The sequence below is a fragment of the Bradyrhizobium sp. RDI18 genome (assembly GCF_043203335.1).
Classification (GTDB): Bacteria; Pseudomonadota; Alphaproteobacteria; order Rhizobiales; family Xanthobacteraceae; genus Bradyrhizobium; species Bradyrhizobium retamae.
The window spans coordinates 1,047,779-1,062,928 of record NZ_JBICRN010000008.1 but is presented as its reverse complement, the minus strand read 5'-3'; the positions used below and the strand labels follow the sequence as shown (position 1 = coordinate 1,062,928).

Sequence of the window (15,150 nt, the reverse complement as noted above, 5' to 3'; positions counted from 1 at the left end):
CAAATTGCGATCCATCCTGCGTGAAACGAAGCGCGCCGGAAAACCGACATTTCAGCGCCCGGCCACAGCTAGGAACAAATTTTCTCTTGCCGGATTTGTCCAAGGTCAAGCGCTCGGCGGTCGTGCGTGCTGGTCCCTGCATGTGCCGACACCGAGTATCGCGCAACGCAAATTGCCCTTCGGCAGGGATGGCGGGAATGAACATCCAGCGATGGACGGCCAAGACTTTCTCCCAGCCTGGCCGGTCCGCGTTCCTGGACGTGCCTCATCTGCCTCGCGATGAATGGCGGCCGGCACACGAAGACCGGCTGGCTGTCACCTACGAACATGTCGGCGTCGGCATCGTCGAGATCGATGAGGCTGGACGGATGTTGCGCGTCAACCAGAAGGCCTGCGATCTGGTGGAACGGGAAGCGGCCGACTTGCTCGGCCGCTCCATCTTTGACGAGACCTCGCCACAGGACGTCGCGCAGGATCTCGCGCAGTTCAGACGACAGATCGCGGGCGAAATCGATCGCTACACCATCGAAACGCGTCTCGCGCGCAAGGACGGATCATACGTGTGGGCGGAGGTCACGTCCTCGAGCGTTTGCGATGCGTCGGGAAATTTCCTCTACGCGGTGCGTGCTCAGCATGACATCAGCGCCCGCAAGCAAGCCGAACAGGCGCGGTGCACCGCCGAAGACCGTGCGCAGCAACTCGCGTCGATCGTGGAATCCTCCGACGACGCGATCATCAGCAAGGATCTCGACGGCATCATCAGGACCTGGAATTCAGGCGCCGAGCGGCTGTTCGGCTATACCGCCGGCGAGGTCCTCGGCGAGCCCGTGACGATTCTTTTTCCGCCAGGACGCGAAAACGAGGAGCCCGGGATTCTCGCGCGCATACGGCGAGGCGAGCGCATCCACCATTACGAAACGGTTCGCAGGCGGAAGGACGGGAGCCTTGTGGACATCTCACTGACCGTCTCGCCCGTGCGCGACCGCGCGGGAACCATCGTCGGCGCGTCGAAGATCGCCCGCGACATCACCGATCGCAAGCAAGCCGAACGCAAGCTGCGGGAGAGCGAGCAGCGTCTTTCGGAATTGCTCGCAGCGATTCCCGCCGCGGTCTACACGACCGACGCGCAAGGGAAAATTACGTATTTCAATCCGGCGGCAGTCGAGTTCTCGGGGCGGACGCCGGCGCTCGGCAGCGACGAATGGTGTGTCACATGGAAGCTGTTCAACCCCGACGGCACGCCGCTTCCGCACGACCAGTGCCCGATGGCGGTCGCGCTGAAGGAAGGACGCGCCGTGCGCGGCGCCGAAGCAGTTGCAGAACGGCCGGACGGGACGCGGGTGCCGTTCATTCCGTTCCCGACGCCGCTGCGGGACACTTCCGGCCAGATCACCGGCGCCATCAACATGCTGGTTGATATCAGCGAGCGACGGCAAGCGGAAACCCAGCAACGGCTTTTGCTCGATGAGCTCAATCATCGCACCAAGAACAACATGCAGATGCTGCAGTCGCTGCTTTTCTCCGCGGCAAGGACCGCACCCAGCGAGGAGGCGCGCAAAGTCCTGAAAGAAGCCAGCGGACGGATCGCGGCCATGGCGGCGGCGCAGCGTGTGCTGTACGGACGAGGCGATGCCACCGGCTTCGCTGCGGAGGAATTTCTGCCGGCGGTTTGTCAAACCATTCGGCAGTTGCTGCCGCCGGATGCACGAATTGAGTGTGGCGCGGCGCGCGGCGCGCTTTCCAACGACATAGCGATGCCGCTGGCATTGATATTGAACGAGCTGCTGACAAACGCCGTGAAGCACGGGATCAGGGACTATGCGAGGCAGGCCGTTCGCGTCAGCCTGACCAGCCACCACGGACGGCTGGCGCTCTGCGTCGAGGACGACGGCGAGGGGTTCGACCTGGAGGCAGTGCGCAAGACCTCGTCCGGGCTCCGGCTCGTACTCGGCCTCGCGCGCCAGCTCCATGGAACGCTTCGCGTCACGAAACGCCCTTCGCGGGCGTGCCTCGATTTTCCTGCTGCCAAGGGCTGGGCCGGTGATCGATGACGACGCCCCATCAGAACGCAGGGCATATTGTGGTGCCATCCGATCCGGACCGGAATTCGTCGCCACCTGCTGAAGAGACCCGGCGCATGGAAGGGAAGCAGGGCCCGCTGCGGGTTCTTGTCGTCGAGGATGATTTCCTGATCGCCATGCAATCCGAAGTCGCGCTGACGGCTGCCGGCTTTGAAGTTGTCGGTCCGGCCACGACCGCCGAGGAAGCGGTCGCGCTCGCCAGCGAGACCCAACCGACGCTCGCCGTGATGGATATTCGCCTGGCCAGCACCCGCGACGGTATCGACGCCGCACGGCAACTCTATCAGGACTTCGCCATTCGCTGCATCTTTGCAACTGCGCACGACGATGTGCATACGCGCGGGCGCGCCGAGCCCTACGCTCCGCTCGGCTGGCTGCCGAAGCCGTACACCATGGCGTCGCTGGTATCGGTGGTCGTCGAGGCTGTCGCGCAGTTGGGCCGGCCGTAGCGGATGCGTCGGCAGTCCAATCAGGGCTATGGAACTTTTCGGCTCAAGCAATTGCAGAGAAGATGGATCGACCGTGGGTCGTGGGTGGTCTTCAAGTCTCAGCAGCTAGGAGTGTCTAAAGCTGCGCTCGTGGCTCATCCGTGCGGCGGCCAAGGAACCTCCGTCGGACAGGAGATTTACAGGCGGCAGCAGACGTCTGACAAATGCGCCTGAGGCGCCGTGGCACCTCAGGCGACATTTTGTTTCTCCGCTCGTGCGCTAGTCGGTGCGGTAGGCATCCAGCGCGTGAGCGGCGAAGATCCCCACGCTAATCAGCGCGAGGATCCCTGCTGACAGCTCGATCATTGTTCGGCCTCCCGCTTACCGATTGCAGGAGGACGCCGTCGTGTGACCGGTTCCAGATGAGATTGCACGGTGGCGTCCCTGTGTTTTTCTTAATAACCAGGTACGCAGCCGTTTGTTTCAGGTAGCGGTAGCAATCGTGACGTTTGGCGAGGAACAGCGGAGCTAGATGGAAAAGGAGGACGTTCGGCCAGCAAGACAAAGCCGCCAGGCGGAGCATGGTCGCCTGACGGCTTGCCGGTGTGGGCCCGGACGCTTGGGGGAATTGTCCGGTGGCTGATCATTAGGCGTCGCCGCAGCAGGCGGCAATCGAACTTGCAGTTTAACCTAACCAGTCAACCTTACCGACCGCGATGTCCTCTCTCTAAAAGGCCCGCCATTACGGACGTGTGCAGCCGCCATCGACACGTTTGTGATCGCTCTCGGTGAGCTCAAGCAAAAGCAACGTAATCGTCGATTTGAGATTTTCGCGGCGCGCGGTCAAAGCTCTTGCCGCCATCGGAAATGCAAAGTGATGAGGATCTCTCGTCGGACTTTTCTGTAGTTCGGCCTCAATGCTTTGATCAAGTAAGCGGAGGGCGTTCTTGATATCGACCAGCATTGCTTCAGTTTGTTGACGCCTCTGCCTAAGCACGTCATCCGTTGCGAGCCGCTTGCGCTCTGCCATGGCCTGTCCCTTAGCCTGAACACGAGCAAGACGTCGTAGATCCGCTGTCTCGAATTGGGGCTGGTTCATTTGTTTGCTCCGCAATGGCACATCGTGGACGGTGATACGTGGCAATGCTGTGTGGAGAGCAAGGAGCTTGCCAGAAACAAAATGACCGCCCGAAGGGCGGTCTCTCTGTTTGTGAGTGCAGCTTTGAGCGGCGCGATCGTCCCAAGGACTTCGACCGCGGCTGAAGTCGATCTGACCTTCGTATGGATCGAACAGGTGCTCCCGGGGAGGCTCAACCCGGATCCCCGAGCTGAGCAACGGCCCAACAGAAGGCGAGCGTTAACTTCTTCTTAAGTATTTGGTTGAAATAGTTCAGAGTTTAAGAAATTGCGAATCATCGGGCTGGAGATTTGCCATGCTCACGACGGTTCTCTTGATGGCTTTGACCGCGCTGGCCGCTTGCACGGTTATTCTTGTCCGCTTCGAATTGTTAGCCCGAAGGCGAAGGGCGTCTTAACTGCTTCAGGCGGATGCCCATCGGGGCGGCCTGGTAGAGCAGCCGGACATCGGGAGCCCGAACGGCTGCATCGAGCTACAGGTCGAAGACCACGCCAAGTCTGTACTCCTTGCGCCACACAACGCGACAAGGGAGCCTTAGCTTGTCATCCGGTAAGATCAATGTGAACTCATTGGGAATGCGGATCAGCTCGGAAAAGTCCAGCGCCGCGCCCGTGCTGGATATGTCACGAACGGTGCAAGGATACTTGTCGCCGCCGTAGTCGATCTTGGCAGGCTTCATCACGCGAACACGTGGAGCAATCCGAGTTTCCACCATCGCAATAATCCGCTTTGAAATACTGCCTTGGTAGCACTCAATTCTTAAAGCGTTGCAAAGATGGAGCCCGTTTTCAGGCAGATCGTGTCAGCGATCGGCGTCGAAGACGGTCGAATGGGCGACAGTGGATAATCGCCGCAGAACACGACGACACCGCAGCCGCCCGATCTGCGCATCTCTCCAAGGTGATTGTGCAATGCCGCGGCATCGTGCCCAATTCTGCCAAGAATCGAAATCAGCCTGAACAAGCCATTTTGGGGAGCGCCCTCTGGGGAGTTCCCTGGCGTGGCGCGGCTCTGCGCATGTCGTCCGGCAACGTCGTGCGCAGGGCCGTCAGTCGCTGAAAGGCTCCTGCAAGCACTACAGATCACGGCCACCTCGATCGTGGAGAGCGCAGGTAACGAACGGACACCCGACTGTACAAGCGGCGGAACTAGTTCCGATTGCCCCTCATCTTCACCGCGCTGTTTACAGATATTGCCAGATGTTCCCGCTATGTGGGAGCGCCAGACGGGTGCTACTACGCCGTCTGGTTGTTTGAAAATGGGAATACTTTGATCTCTGAAGCTTCTTAAAGGGAGCAATAGTTCAAATGCTTTCATGATCGCCGGGACGCGTCATGCGGACTGACTAGGGAGTCAATGTCGATCGAAGCACTGTTCGAACTGCACCAACAGATGCAGTCAGTTCTCCGTGAAAAACTGATCGCCAAAAAGGCAGCGCTAGAAGATCTATTGCGTCAGCTCAACTCAGCCGCCCGATAGCTATGGCGGAAGGATCGGCGCGCTTGGTTGGCAATTGATTCGCTGGTCTTTCGCTATACGCTCGCTCCGCCCGAAGAGCTGCCTCTTTTTGCCGAACCAACTCCCGCAGATTTGCAAGCTCCGCAAATTTTCGGTCGAGATCGATGTTATCGTTTTTTAATTGATGCAAGCGGTCGCTTGCCGTTTGGAGTGTCGCCCTCATCACAGCCTCCGTGCCACCTAGCGGTGACAGTCGATGTTATCGAATGGCTCTCTGGAGTCTGTGCGATAGCTGACAAAGCGCCTCAAAAAAGACTACCGCAGTCGTGCTGAGAAGTGCCTATTGCCTATTGTTCCCGAAGTAGGGTGACGCCGATGCAACCGCGCTGCATTGAAACAATGGAACCGATGGAATTGATTTGCGTCGAAAACCGGCGGCGCGGTGATGTAGCAGTAAGGAAAAGGGGATGGCTATGAATGACGATCGCGAACAACAAGAGATTGACGATCGCCGTAATTTCCTAAAGTCGGCCGGCAGATTTGCCGTGGTAACGCCGCCGGCAATAACGCTACTGCTGTCAACTTCTCTGACCTTCGATGCAATCGCCGCCTCTGGCAATAATGGCTACGGCAATAAGGGTGGCGACGGCAGCCCGAACGGCAAAGACGACGCGTATCGGTAATCCAGAGCTTATAGTTCGGCCAGCGCGGTGTGGAGCCGCCGCCAGGATAGCCCCAGCGGCGGCTCTTTCGTGCCTGCATTGTTCGGGGTGGACAAACGAAACGGCCCCGGCCGGGCAATCGGGGGTTGTCGCCGGGGCCGCTTCGCTCCCTCTCCTACGAGAGAGAGATTGCCAGTTTTTCTCAACGCTCTCTTGGACGGTCAGTTCCGGGTCCTTCATGCTTTGGTACTGGCCGGTTCCGATATTGTGGCGCCGGTCATTGGTCTCTCTTCAGCTTGCGCTTGCCCCAATGATGCATCTTGAGATCGGGATTGAAAGATCCTTCGACATGACGGTTCAACGCCCACATGACGCCGATCCTGGCCAGCATTGTTGGGCCGCAGGTCTCCGCAACGAGGACTAGCGCCTCCATCGCCGCCTGCCATTCCGGAGCCGAATACTCCGCCTTCGGCAGAAATCGAGCACATGCGCGTCCAGCTCGGAAGGCAGCGAAAGGAAATCCTCCAGCTTCAACGCGCGGCATCGCTACAGCGGCGGCTGAGCTGCTGCTGACGAGGATGTTGGAAGATCGAAGGCTTCTGCGCGGAGCGAGACCGTCTAAAGGCCGAGCAGGGCGGTCCGACGAAGGGGAAGGTGCTTGGTGACAGGAGTTGGTAATGCAGCCGGGCGGCGGTGCGGCGTGCTCGGCTCGCGTGGTTTTCGGCGAGTGTCGCCTCTGGCATGCCTCAGGAGACGCATGACCAACCTCACAAACAATGAAAACAGAACGATAATGCAAACTAATGAGGCTGTGTTCCGGGAGAGCGTAGAACCTCCAGCGCCGTAAACGTGAACGGTGATAAGTTACCGATGATTTCATGTGTGCCGAGGTAAACTGCTTAGAAGCACCGTAGCAGGAAGACGGATTTGCTAAGGCCCTCCGTAGAACAGACGGGTTTCGAATTTTCCGAAACGTTCGCTATTGAACGGCTTGCACCTGCTGATGCTCGGAAATCCCGACGTTCTCCGCGATCTCTTTCTGCGGCAGGGAAGGGAGGGGCCCTCCCTTCTTCATGTGATCTCCGCGACTATCGAACTGCTTGAGTAGTTCCCCCATCCGTCGCATCGCGCGCGCTGGATGCGGTAATGTCGCCAAACAGGAATTTAGATAGCTACCAGCAAACGGAGCGTGGCATCGTATGAAGTGGCGCGGATGCCTGAGACGCGAAGGGCGCACGCACCATTGAGCACGGCGAATGCGGAGCGCTGATAGTTGCATGTCGGTTAGCCGCAGTCCTGGTCAGGATGCGCCCAATTGCGTTGCGTCTCGGCAGGTTTTTGGCCTACGGACTCCGAAGATGTTGCTCGATCAGTTCGCGAGCGGCCTCGAACACGTCTGGCGAGGAAGTCATGGTCTGGTTAGTCTCAAGCATCAAAAGTGCCTGCTCGTAGATCTCATGGCCTTCCTCGGCGGTAATGAGATTATTGCGGACCATCGACTGAAGCATTGCCGCTTGCATGGCGCCGGCCATCAGGCTTGACGCTATGGCCAACTCGAGCGCAGAGAGCTCCTTCATCAAACGCCCCTGTGCAAAGTCAAATAAGTTGACACGTGGTAGAAACTTGGGGGGCAACCCAGTGGTTCCTAGGCGATCATTTGGCGCCTTCCACCCCGAGCGTACAAGCGGCGGAACTAGTTTCGTTGTCCGCCCTCATCTTCACCGCTCTGTTGATTATTCGGCAGAGACATTGCCAGATTTTCCCGCATATTTGGGAGCGCCAGACGGGTACCCACTACGCTGTCCGGCTGATTGGAATGGGAATACTCCGATGGCCCGGCGCGATCCCCGCGCGGGTTTTCTTCACGTTTGCCAACTTAGGGCGCGCGGTCAGGTTTTCGAACCGTAGATCCTAATTTAATACCTTCCGTGCGTTGCGACTGAGCCTCTCTCCCATATCTCTGAAGTTTCGATATCGTTAGCAACAATCAATTGCTTTCGTGATCGCGGAGACGCGTCATGCCTAGTGAGTGGGAGTCAATGTCGATTGAAGAACTGTTCGAGCTTCACCAACTGATGCAGTCAGTTCTTCGTGAAAAACTGACCGCCAAGAAGAAGCTGCTGGAGGATCGATTGCGTCAGCTCAACCAGCGGCCGAGTGACGCAGCAAGCGCTAAGCCCACTCGACGTGTGAAGCCGCCGACCTAACTAAACCGCCAATCGAGATTCGGTGTACGAAGCGGTGTCGCTCGGCGAAGGTCGGGCACGCTTTTGCGCAGTTGACGCTTGCAGCGCCTCTGCAATATGCACCGCTTCTCTGAGCTTTTGAAGTTCGGCCATGCGGAGGGAAAGATCGAGGTCTATCTGCGAGAGACGCTGCTCCGATGAAATAAATTGGCCCATTTTTAATCCTCGGTCGTTTTGACACCCATGCCCTACAGGACCCATCAGGCAGCCCTCGCGAACTTTGGCGAGTTAGTCGCGGCAGCCTTCGGGGCAGTAGTATGCTCTTCGCCCTCGGCTGAGGTTCCATGTATCAATTAAGGCTTATTGCCGGGGTTTCCTGGGCCTGTTCCCGAACCATCGTTGATTGGCGGATTTCCCGGGGGCTGCGGATCAGTGCCGTTGCCGACCCCGTTGTTTCCCCTGGCACCAGACGTCGCGATCGCCTCTGAGGTCAAGGTTGTCGACAACAATAACGTAATCGCTGGCGGGGTGACTGCTGCGAATTTTCCGCAGGCTGCCAGGAATTTCCGCCGATCGGCTTGGGCCTCGTTCTCTGAATTGCCCATAGAAGTCTCCTTTGTCGTGAGAAAGTGAGACCTGCGCCACACCATCATTGAAAATTCGGCAGAGTCAAATAACATTTAATTGCCATTTAATCCCGCATCTAATTCGACGCTGAGATAGACAGGAAACTTGCCTACGAGATCCAATGCTTGATCTCGTGCAGATCGCCGAGACACCGTGAACGCCCATCGAGCGCATTCCTCCGAAAATTATTTTTTCGGCCCGCCGGTTCACGCTGGCGGACGTGATGGCCGCGCTATTCAGGGCGAGTACGCCTTTTGGATACCTCGGAAGATCCTAGTAGACCTCTAGAGAGTAAGTTCGAGGTAATCTGCCATCTGCTATCAAGGGGATGTGCTGAGGCCAGTTTGTTTCTCTGCACAGTAGACGCATATCCCTTACGGCCCCAGCAGCCCCCAAGCCCCGCTGGGGCCGTATTTTAGTTGGCGGCGTCTTGCACCTTCAGCCCCAGAGCACCTGCCAGCCGATCGCCAGCCCCGGATCACGAGCATGGCGTAGGCGTCCTGCGGCCGATGCGGTTCACTCCAAAACCTCATACTCGAACGCTACGCCTTCTGGGCCGTTCTCCTCAAACCATTTTTCCGGGGCATCTACATTGGCGAACACCTTGATGTGCTCAGCGTCGCCGACCTGCTTGCTTATGTTGACGTAGACAAAAACGGTCTTTGGTCTCTCTTCGGCTTGCGCTTGCCCCAGTGGAATTGCTTGCCCAGATCTAGCAGTGGCGGCGGGTCGTTTCGCTTCAGCGCTTGGATCACGGCAATCCGGGCTGCATGACGAAATCGCGTTCTTCGGCGGCGCCGGCCAAACAGGTCGCGGCGTGCTGAATCTTCGGTGGAAGTCAATGTCAATCGATGAACTGTTCTAACTGCACCAATTGATGCAGTCAGTCCTTCGTGAGAAATTAGTCGCTCAGAAGAATCTGCTGGAAGATCGATTGCGTCAGCTCAACCAGCGGTCCGATAGCGAGGGTGGGAAGGATGATCCCCGGCCTTAGTTGGTATCGACTTTTTTCGCGATGCTCGCGTCGCGTGCAGGGCTGCCTCTTTCTGTCGAACTAGCTCCCGCAGAGTAGCGAGCTCCGCAAATTTTCGGACTAGATCAGCGTTATCTACGTCCAATTGATACAGGTAGTAGCTTGGAATTTGGACTATCGCCCTCATCAGTCCCTCCCACGCACCTTGCTCCCATTGGTCGAAAGATACCCTCATTCGCGATGAGAAGTTCCTAAATCATTGCCATCCTTTCCCAGGACAACAGCGCTGGACGATTCGCGGGAACCTGCCGCTAAACCGCGTTAACGCTAGGGGTTACCGCAGGCCCATTACCTGGCCTACTTGAAAATCCGGCCGCGTGTCGGCCGCCGCGCTTGGAGCATGCCTTGCACACGAACTGCGGCTCAGGGTCCGAGAGCCGATCCGGCCGGCGGTCGGCGGGCAGCGGGCAGGCGAGTGGAGTGGCTGCAATGGTAAGTCACTGCAGAACACCACGACGCCGAACAAGCCGGACCCCACGCATCTCTCCGAGAGTAATCATCTGTTCCCGCTGCAGCGCACGCCATCAGCAGGGGAGTCGTGCCTGGTGGAAAACTGTTCGCATCGCATAAATGCCTTGATATCGGCATCGACAAGTCAAGATTTAAGCTGTCAACTCCAATGGTCGCGGGTTGGAATTTGGGGAACGATCCATGACCACTTTGCAAGCCATAGCATTTGGAGCCATGCTCGCGTGGACGCCATCGCTCATCATCCTGGCGGTTTCGCTATGGGATGTTCGCGAGCTTGAGGGAATGGAATAGCCGGGGCATCCTGCATCAGTTCGCGAAATGCGGACAGCTCATCGGCGCGACGATTGCTGGATGGGTTCGGCTCTTGGCCGGGCCCTGCGGCCTCCGCTGATCGTACCATCTCCCTGAGTTTCTGAATTTCGGCAACGCGGTTGTGGAGATCGGTCGAGATTTGAAGAAGGCCGTGCATACGTGCTTCAAGTGGCTGTTCCATGTTGCACCTCTTACGCCCACGGAACGCCGGTTACGCCAACACAACACCGAACCCACAAGTCTATTCCTTCTCGGTCGTGATAATCTGACTAGGCCACATATGGCAGGGCCGGCGTTGGTACATCAGAAAAGCCCGCAGGTCCTCAATTGTTATCCAACAGGGCGGCGCGGCCTTAGCGAGCTTCGGTACCTGAACGAAAAGCGTAACTTGATGCCCGCCACGGGCAGGAATAAGCTAGTGGTGAAGTGAAGAAATGGCCCGATAACCCGTCAGAATAGGCGTGGTTTCATGCGCCAAAAGATTGAGACCGCACCGAGGGATGGGAACGCTCACTGGTCGCCTGAGGCCGGTCAATGGATCGGAGAAGCCGGCGAGCCGAGCAAGACAACGCCGTCGCATTGGTATCCAATGCCGGCGAAAAAATTATCTTCAGCAAGGGGACGGTCCGCCCAGCGGCCTCTCCGACGCGTCGACGTCGGCAGCTCGAGCGCGCCGTCGTGGCTTCTTTTCTTTCTTTTCAATTGCCGCAATCCTGGTCGCGGCGCCGCTCATCGGCGTGTATTTCCACGCTGAAGTAATCGCCTATGTGGCACGATACGCTAGTCAGCAGAAGATATTGGGCCCGCCGGTCATGGCGCAACAGATCCCATTGCCGAAGGACGACGAGGCGGCGCAGTTCAAGCGGGCGGTCGATAGCGCGACGGCGGACCTGCGTCAGTCTCTGCAGCACGAGCACGACTGGGCCAAGGCGCTGGAAACCGAACTGGTGAACCGGCGGCGGGACGTCGACATGCTATTAGGGGACGTCGAGACGCTGCTGTCGGAGCATAAGATCAACGAGGTGGAGCGGCTCAAGCAGGCGGTGGACAGCGCGACGGCGGACCTGCGTCAGTCTCTGCAGCAGGAGCAAGACCGGGCCGAGGCGCTGGCAACCGAACTCGCGAAGGCGCGGCGCGCCACGGAACAGAAACCTGCCGCTGTGGAAGAGAAGTCCGGTGTCTCCTTGCTTGCCAGGGCAAACAGCGACGCCGTCGTGAAGCCCGCCCAGACCGCAGTGCAACCGGACGTGGCCACGGAGACCAGCAAATCAGCAATTAAACCGAGTGAACCAGTTCGCGTTGAGCACGAACCGCGCGGGGGCTACGGCTGCCAGCACTTTCGGACCTTGGCGTTATCGCGCTTGTCGACAAACGACTGGCTCACCTGTTGGCTGTTCGGACCAACCATAGCGATGCCCTCACGACGGCCACAACAAACGCGCCGACCCACCATTTTGCGAAACGACGTGGGTGTGCGGCCTAATCAAAAGACCTCGGCAAACTTGGGAATGCGTCCGCTTTGAGGTAGTTCCGCACTTCCTTGGTGGCCTGAGCCGAGATCTGCGCGGGGTCTGTCAGCCATTCCGTCATGTGAGAGGCTGTTTCGGCTTGGCGGGCTCCGCGGACAAGACGCTAAGGCGCATCCTTCGGAAAGATTGGGCGAGCACAAAGCGGGTCTTGATGCGCTGGAAGCCCCGCCGGTTCAGGCTAGCGGGCCTGTCCTTTGTCGGCGGCCGTACAGACGACGGTCCGATGGCGGACTATTTTGAACGTTCCCCCGGGCAATGCCCCCAAAGCCCCCCGGGGGCCTCTGTGCGGCGGCCCCGGTGCGTTGCGTATTGCCGGGGCCGCTAGCGGGTCGATTCAACGCGGTATGCACATCATGGATTGCCGACTCCATCGGTAATATGGGCCACAAGGCGGAGATGGCTGGGATGTGGCCGGGCACACGTTCCGAACCGGCAAACCTTGCTGCCATCCATCGCGGACACAAGGCCGCTGGCCCGAAGATATCTGCTGTGAAGAGTTGAAGGGCAACCGAACTTGGCAATACTTCCTGATTAACAATCTGATTGAGATCCTGCCCAAGCTTGCGGTGTCGGCATGAAGGAACAGCCTTGGCACCGACGCCACGCAATCCAGCTTGCCGGGGAACTCCCCGAGAGCAGAGGCGACGCGCTTGCGATCCTCGACGCTGTAAGGAGGCTTGTCACGCTGCCCGGCTTTTGGGATGGCGAGCCTGAGAAGAAGCCCGCAACCGTCGTCAGGATCGGGGGCAACGAATGCGCCTGATCTGGCTCTGACAGTCCCGGCCCGCCGGTTCACGCTGGCGGGCCCCTTTTCCATACGAACCCGCTCAGCGATCTATCTTTAGCAATCAGAGAGCGGTCGTCCCTAAGGCGCTCAATATTATCTAGAGCTTTTGCAATCTCTCGCCCGATCTCTCTTATCGAACCGTCTTCTGCAGCCTCAGTTTGAAGGCCCGTAAGGCCTTATCAACCGTAGCTGGCGCCATGCGGATGGCATTTAGGTGCTCTACGATTTCTCGTTCTTCGCTTTGACAAGCTTCGAATGCCAGCTCGATCGTTTCAGAGGTGCCGCCCGTAGACCTTAATTTTTCAGCTTGCGAACGAACTGCGCGGTAGACGCAATCTTCGTAGTTTTTCCTCAGTTGCGGTAGTGGGTCGTCCGCTTTGCTGCCAATGTTGCCAGCAAGCACCAAAATCAGCACGAACGCGGCAAGCGAGACCTTAGAAAACATTGGCCTAGTGCTCATCGAAAACGGATCAGGCCGGTCCAATCGGCTAGCGGTACAGCTTAGGCCGCGAGGCGGTCGGGCTGAGCCGATTCGGACAGATCACGGAAAAGCCGCCAGTCGGGATTTACGAGCTCGAAGCCCCTGAGGGCTTCGCGGTCATCCGGTGACAGGCTGGCGATATAGTCCGCCTTGGCGCGCTTGTCGCCGCGACACGCCTGGACGTACTCGAGAACAATGGCGCCTATCGTGTCTGTATCGTTGAGGACGTCAGCAAGGGTCATGTCCTGATGATAACGCAGTTTGAAAACAAGCAAAGCGGGCCTGCAGGTGCAGCCGCTGGCGATTGTGCCCCGAGTGTGCCCCCGCCAGATAAAAATAAACTCGAGAAGAACAGTAACTGTTTGATTTCATTGGTGAGCGCGGAGGGACTCGAACCCTCGACCCCATGATTAAAAGTTCTAGCAAGGGGTCAAATGTAACGTGCTCTAATCCTTCATTTTTTTCAAAAACGCCTTGAACTACAGGCATTAGCTGCATAGCCTGTTGTTGCATGGTGTTGTACCGTGCAACGCCATTTTGCCGTCCAAGTGTTGCATGAGCGTTGCACGGCAAATTTGGGGGACAAGCTTGAAAGACAGGATTACGAAGCGCTCGGTCGACGCCCTGGAAAAGGGTGAGTTCATCAGCGACACCGAGATCAAGGGCTTCATCGCGCGCCGCCTGCCCAGCGGCAAGGTGACCTTCGGGTTTCAGTATTCCAAGGGCGGCAGGCGGCCTTGGCTGGCGCTGGGCCTTCACGGCTCGGTGACGGTCGAGGAAGCCCGGAAGGAGGCCAAGAAGTACGCCGGTCTGGTGGCGCAGGACCGCGACCCGGCGGCCGAGCAGCAGGTCGAGGCGGCCCGCTCGACCAACACGGTCGACCATGTGCTTGACCAGTGGCTGGAGAAATACGCGCGCGATCCGGACCACGGGAACCTTCGAAGCGCCGATGAAATCGAGAGCATGTTTGACCGGTACGTCCGGCCCAAGATCGGCAGTGTGGTGATCTATGACCTCACGCTGACGCAGGTCGTCGGCATGCTGGATGCCGTCAAGGACAGCGTCAAAGAGCAGACCAAGGGCAAAAAGACCGGCGGCACCATGGCCAACCGGGTACGCTCGCACTTCAAGACGGCACTGGAATGGTGGCGCGATGGCGATGAGAAGTTCGTCACCAACCCGATTCCGAGCAAGAGGCGCGGCGCCAAGGAAAAGAAGCGCGAACGTGTGCTGGATGTCGAAGAGTTTCGCGATTTCTGGCGGGCGACCTTCAAACTGGAAGGCGTGCAAGGCTACTTCTGGCGCACGCTGTTTCTGAGCGCCTGCCGCCGTAGCGAGGTCTCGGACATGCACCTGAGCGAATTCGACCGGGGTCAAGAGAACTGGACGATCCCGGCCGCGCGCTACAAGATCAAGCTCGACCACGTCATCCCACTGACACCAGCGCTGAAGCCGCATTTGCCAGCGCGCGGCAACCGGGGCGATTACCTCTTCTCGACCACCGGCGGCGAGGTGCCGCTGTCGGGCTTTTCGAAGTTCAAGCCGAGGCTGATCAAGAAGATCAATGAACTGCGCAAGAGCGAGGGGAGGGGACCGATCGCCAACTTCACGCCGCACGATCTGCGCCGCACCGCGAACACGTTCATGATTCCGGCGGGCGTATCGGCTGAGGTCGCCGATCGGCTGTTGGGCCATGTGCAGCCCGGCATGCGCGGCGTCTATAATAAGTGGGCGTACCGCGACGAAAAAGCCGACGCGATCGAAAAGCTCGCGGCCTATGTCGAACAACTCGTGCAACCGACACCTCCAAACGTGGTGCAGTTTCCGGGATCAGGCCAGGCGCAGCCAGGCGCTGAGTCGGCGCGCCAGTGTCAGCCGTTGAAGTGCGCTCGTTCGCTTCGTCCCAAGCATCAAGAGCGGCGCGTCGGTAGCGAACCGACCGGCCTCTCTTGATGAA

Annotated in this window: 16 protein-coding genes; 7 read left to right on the top strand and 9 right to left on the bottom strand. The window is 58.6% G+C overall.

Annotation, left to right across the window (positions count from 1 at the left end; genetic code table 11):
* Positions 1-197: 197 nt before the first annotated feature.
* The gene (locus ACFXS9_RS13910) at positions 198-2,051 is read left to right on the top strand and encodes a PAS domain S-box protein (protein WP_392689679.1); all 1,854 of its coding nucleotides are present in this window, start codon (positions 198-200) and stop codon (positions 2,049-2,051) included.
* Positions 2,052-2,080: 29 nt separating this feature from the next.
* Positions 2,081-2,530 carry a response regulator gene (locus tag ACFXS9_RS13905; protein WP_392689677.1) on the top strand — a complete coding sequence of 150 codons (450 nt, stop codon included), beginning with the start codon at positions 2,081-2,083 and terminating at the stop codon, positions 2,528-2,530.
* 721 nt (positions 2,531-3,251) lie between these two features.
* Here ACFXS9_RS13905 and ACFXS9_RS13900 read toward each other — a convergent pair.
* The 3 genes from ACFXS9_RS13900 to ACFXS9_RS13890 form a co-directional block, all read right to left on the bottom strand.
* The gene (locus tag ACFXS9_RS13900; protein ID WP_392689675.1) at positions 3,252-3,539 is read right to left on the bottom strand and encodes a hypothetical protein; all 288 of its coding nucleotides are present in this window, start codon (positions 3,537-3,539) and stop codon (positions 3,252-3,254) included.
* Positions 3,540-4,119: 580 nt separating this feature from the next.
* On the bottom strand, positions 4,120-4,362 hold the full coding sequence (locus tag ACFXS9_RS13895) for a PilZ domain-containing protein (protein WP_057845334.1): 243 nt from the start codon (positions 4,360-4,362) through the stop codon (positions 4,120-4,122).
* A 744-nt stretch (positions 4,363-5,106) separates the two neighbouring features.
* Positions 5,107-5,328, bottom strand: coding sequence for a hypothetical protein (locus tag ACFXS9_RS13890; RefSeq protein WP_392689673.1), 222 nt, complete (start codon positions 5,326-5,328; stop codon positions 5,107-5,109).
* Between the two features lie 244 nt (positions 5,329-5,572).
* Between ACFXS9_RS13890 and ACFXS9_RS13885 the strand changes: the two genes are divergently transcribed.
* A complete protein-coding gene (locus ACFXS9_RS13885; RefSeq protein WP_392689671.1) occupies positions 5,573-5,788 on the top strand; it encodes a hypothetical protein in 216 nt (71 codons plus the stop codon).
* Positions 5,789-7,110: 1,322 nt separating this feature from the next.
* Here the strand turns inward: ACFXS9_RS13885 and ACFXS9_RS13880 are convergent.
* Positions 7,111-7,344, bottom strand: coding sequence for a hypothetical protein (locus ACFXS9_RS13880; protein ID WP_275185195.1), 234 nt, complete (start codon positions 7,342-7,344; stop codon positions 7,111-7,113).
* Positions 7,345-7,806: 462 nt separating this feature from the next.
* Here ACFXS9_RS13880 and ACFXS9_RS13875 point away from each other — a divergent pair, with 462 nt between their 5' ends.
* Complete coding sequence (locus ACFXS9_RS13875) at positions 7,807-7,974, top strand: hypothetical protein (RefSeq protein WP_392689670.1); 168 nt, start codon at positions 7,807-7,809, stop codon at positions 7,972-7,974.
* On the opposite strand, the gene ACFXS9_RS13870 is transcribed toward ACFXS9_RS13875, so the two are convergent.
* From ACFXS9_RS13870 to ACFXS9_RS13860, 3 genes are all read right to left on the bottom strand, one after another.
* Entirely contained in the window at positions 7,975-8,169 is a 195-nt protein-coding gene (locus ACFXS9_RS13870; protein WP_392689669.1) for a hypothetical protein, read from the bottom strand. It lies immediately after the preceding gene.
* A gap of 137 nt (positions 8,170-8,306) precedes the next feature.
* A complete protein-coding gene (locus ACFXS9_RS13865) occupies positions 8,307-8,558 on the bottom strand; it encodes a hypothetical protein (RefSeq protein WP_392689668.1) in 252 nt (83 codons plus the stop codon).
* Positions 8,559-10,322: 1,764 nt separating this feature from the next.
* Positions 10,323-10,577: a hypothetical protein gene (locus ACFXS9_RS13860; protein ID WP_392689666.1), complete on the bottom strand. Its 255-nt coding sequence runs from the start codon at positions 10,575-10,577 to the stop codon at positions 10,323-10,325.
* Between the two features lie 319 nt (positions 10,578-10,896).
* Here ACFXS9_RS13860 and ACFXS9_RS13855 point away from each other — a divergent pair, with 319 nt between their 5' ends.
* The gene (locus ACFXS9_RS13855; RefSeq protein WP_392689664.1) at positions 10,897-11,919 is read left to right on the top strand and encodes a hypothetical protein; all 1,023 of its coding nucleotides are present in this window, start codon (positions 10,897-10,899) and stop codon (positions 11,917-11,919) included.
* A gap of 580 nt (positions 11,920-12,499) precedes the next feature.
* Complete coding sequence (locus ACFXS9_RS13850) at positions 12,500-12,688, top strand: hypothetical protein (RefSeq protein ID WP_392689662.1); 189 nt, start codon at positions 12,500-12,502, stop codon at positions 12,686-12,688.
* Between the two features lie 154 nt (positions 12,689-12,842).
* On the opposite strand, the gene ACFXS9_RS13845 is transcribed toward ACFXS9_RS13850, so the two are convergent.
* Positions 12,843-13,157 carry a hypothetical protein gene (locus ACFXS9_RS13845; RefSeq protein ID WP_392689660.1) on the bottom strand — a complete coding sequence of 105 codons (315 nt, stop codon included), beginning with the start codon at positions 13,155-13,157 and terminating at the stop codon, positions 12,843-12,845.
* Positions 13,158-13,213: 56 nt separating this feature from the next.
* On the bottom strand, positions 13,214-13,468 hold the full coding sequence (locus ACFXS9_RS13840; RefSeq protein WP_392689658.1) for a hypothetical protein: 255 nt from the start codon (positions 13,466-13,468) through the stop codon (positions 13,214-13,216).
* Positions 13,469-13,781: 313 nt separating this feature from the next.
* Between ACFXS9_RS13840 and ACFXS9_RS13835 the strand changes: the two genes are divergently transcribed.
* Complete coding sequence (locus ACFXS9_RS13835) at positions 13,782-15,146, top strand: tyrosine-type recombinase/integrase (RefSeq protein ID WP_392689656.1); 1,365 nt, start codon at positions 13,782-13,784, stop codon at positions 15,144-15,146.
* Positions 15,147-15,150 lie beyond the last annotated feature (4 nt).